The following is a 2,107-nucleotide window of genomic DNA, read 5'->3' as shown; positions in this document are numbered from 1 at the left end:
CCGCTGGAGCGCGACGGCCTCAGCTTCCGGCTCGGCGGCTTCGAGATCCCGCTGGAGGCCGGCGCCCGGCCCCTGGTCGTGCGCGCGTTCAACGTGCTGCGTCAGTACGCCGAGGACGAGGTGCCGGCTGCCTGGGCCCTGGTGCAGGAGCGACTGGCCCCCGACGGCCTGCTCGTCGACGGGACCTGCGACGAGATCGGTCGCCGCGCGGCGTGGGTCGCCGTCGACGCCCGCGGACCGGTCAGCCTGACGATCTCCCTGCGGATGGGCGGCCTCGAGCGGCCCTCCGACGTGGCGGAGCGGCTCCCGAAGGCGCTCATCCACCGCAACGTCCCGGGCGAGCCGATCCACGCCTTCCTCACCGACCTCGACCGGGCGTGGGCCCGACACGCACCGCAGTCGTCCTGGGGTGCTCGCCAGCGCTTCCTGGCCGCCGTCGCCGAGGTCCGGGAGCGCTGGCCGCTGCTCGACGGACCGTCCCGGTGGCGACTGGGCGAGCTCACCGTCGACTGGTCGGCCGTGGCACCCCTCGAGCGTTGAACGCAGGTATGCCGCCCGGCGCGCGCCGGGCGGCATACCTGCGTTCGTGCGTGGTGCGAGAGGGTGGGGTTCCCGCCGTCAGCGGGTGTAGTCGTCCTCGAGGCGCTCGATGTCGGCCTCGTCGAAGTGGCCGAAGCCGACCTCGAGCAGACGCCCCGGGCGGCTCCCGGAGTTGCCCATCCGGTGGATCGAGTTGCGCGGCACCCAGACCGTCTCGCCGGGCTCGGCGCTCCACGTGCGGTCCCCCACCGTGACGTCGATCGGCACGTCGAGGACCTGCCACATCTCGCCACGGTGGTCGTGACGCTGGAGCGAGAGCCGGTGACCGGGCTGCACGGTGATGATCTTGACGGTGACCTGCTCGTTGGAGACGAACTGCTGGAACTGCCCCCAGGGGCGCTCCGCCACGAAGATGTCCTGCGCAGGGTTCCGGTCGCTGACCTCGTAGTCATYGGGCGAGTGCGCAGGCCCCTGGCCCGGCGCCACGGCCGAAACGGTGGCACCAGCGCGGTGCTGGTCGGTCATGGGGTCCCCCATCGTCGGTGAGAGCCCAGTGTGCCGCATAGGGCCACGATGGTGCGCCAGGCGGTGTGCGGTGGGTCCTACCAGCCGCTGTTCGAGCGGCCCCGGCCCCCGAGGCCTCGTACCTGGCGCAGCGCGGGGCGGACGTCGGCGAGGTAGACGGCGGCACCCATGAAGGCGGCCAGGCCGAGCAGTCCGATCGGGTTGAAGACCGAGATCGAACCGAAGAGGAGCGCCACCCCGGTGATCAGGAGCCAGAACCGCTTGGTGCGCTTGCTGGCGGCCACGTAGGCGTTCTCCGGGTGGCGCAGGGCGTCGACGAAGGCGAAGATCTCGCAGCCGAGGGCCACCACTCCGATGACGAGGGTGACGACGCTCTGGTATCCGGCGTACAGCTGCATGCGAGAAGCGTAACCCGCGCTTGCGGTCGGAACCGCCCCAGCCGGCGACCGGCCCCGATGGGTTCAGGCGTCGACGACGAGCGTCACGGGGCCGTCGTTGACGAGCGAGACCTGCATCATCGCGCCGAACCGGCCCTGCTCGACCTCGAGGCCTCGCGCCCGGAGTGCGGCCACGAGGTCCGTGACGAGCGGCTCGGCCACCGGGCCCGGCGCAGCCGCGCTCCACGACGGTCGGCGCCCCTTGCGGGTGTCGGCGTAGAGCGTGAACTGGCTGACGACGAGGACAGGCGCGCCGGCGTCGGTCACGCTCTGCTCGTCGCGCAGGATCCGCAGCTCGGCGATCCTGCGAGCCATCCGCTCCACCTGGTCCGGTCCGTCGTCGTGCGTGACCCCCACGAGCGCGAGCAGGCCCGGCCGGTCGATGGCACCGACGACCTCACCCTCGACCTCGACCCGGGCGCTCGTGACGCGCTGCAGCACCGCCCTCACGACGCCCTCACCGCCGTCACCGACCCCGACCTCGAGGGCTCAGACGCCGACGGCGACGACGGAGCCGACGGGCTGCCCGTGACCGAGGACCGGCTGGTGCTCGAGAACGTCGAGGACGTCGTCGCTGCCCACGCCGATGCGGCGCAGCACGGCGG

5 protein-coding genes are annotated in these 2,107 nt (G+C 72.6%); 2 read left to right on the top strand and 3 right to left on the bottom strand.

The genetic code is table 11. The features are described 5' to 3' along the window. Nucleotides 1–540 (top strand): class I SAM-dependent methyltransferase (locus tag AC1DP0_RS21265; protein ID WP_478088458.1); only part of this gene is annotated, 540 nt, incomplete at its 5' end. 78 nt (nt 541–618) lie between these two features. On the opposite strand, the gene AC1DP0_RS21260 is transcribed toward AC1DP0_RS21265, so the two are convergent. The 3 genes from AC1DP0_RS21260 to dtd form a co-directional block, all read right to left on the bottom strand. Further along, on the bottom strand, nt 619–1,065 hold the full coding sequence (locus tag AC1DP0_RS21260) for a phosphomannose isomerase type II C-terminal cupin domain (RefSeq protein ID WP_478088454.1): 447 nt from the start codon (nt 1,063–1,065) through the stop codon (nt 619–621). A 77-nt stretch (nt 1,066–1,142) separates the two neighbouring features. Beyond that, complete coding sequence (locus tag AC1DP0_RS21255) at nt 1,143–1,463, bottom strand: DUF2516 family protein (protein ID WP_478088452.1); 321 nt, start codon at nt 1,461–1,463, stop codon at nt 1,143–1,145. A 63-nt stretch (nt 1,464–1,526) separates the two neighbouring features. Next, complete coding sequence (gene dtd / locus AC1DP0_RS21250; RefSeq protein ID WP_478088450.1) at nt 1,527–1,952, bottom strand: D-aminoacyl-tRNA deacylase; 426 nt, start codon at nt 1,950–1,952, stop codon at nt 1,527–1,529. Between dtd and AC1DP0_RS21245 the strand changes: the two genes are divergently transcribed. Next, nucleotides 1,845–2,107 (top strand): hypothetical protein (locus AC1DP0_RS21245; RefSeq protein ID WP_478088461.1); only part of this gene is annotated, 263 nt, incomplete at its 3' end. The two genes, dtd and AC1DP0_RS21245, sit on opposite strands and share 108 nt — an antisense overlap.

The organism is Terrabacter sp. P5_B1, assembly GCF_056400505.1.
The sequence above is the reverse complement of the archived record's forward strand: the minus strand, read 5'-3'. Positions and strand labels throughout refer to the sequence as shown.

Bases quoted from the DNA above. Each gene is read 5' to 3' on its own strand.
- AC1DP0_RS21255 (WP_478088452.1), bottom strand. From the start codon at position 1,463: ATGCAGCTGTACGCCGGATACCAGAGCGTCGTCACCCTCGTCATCGGA.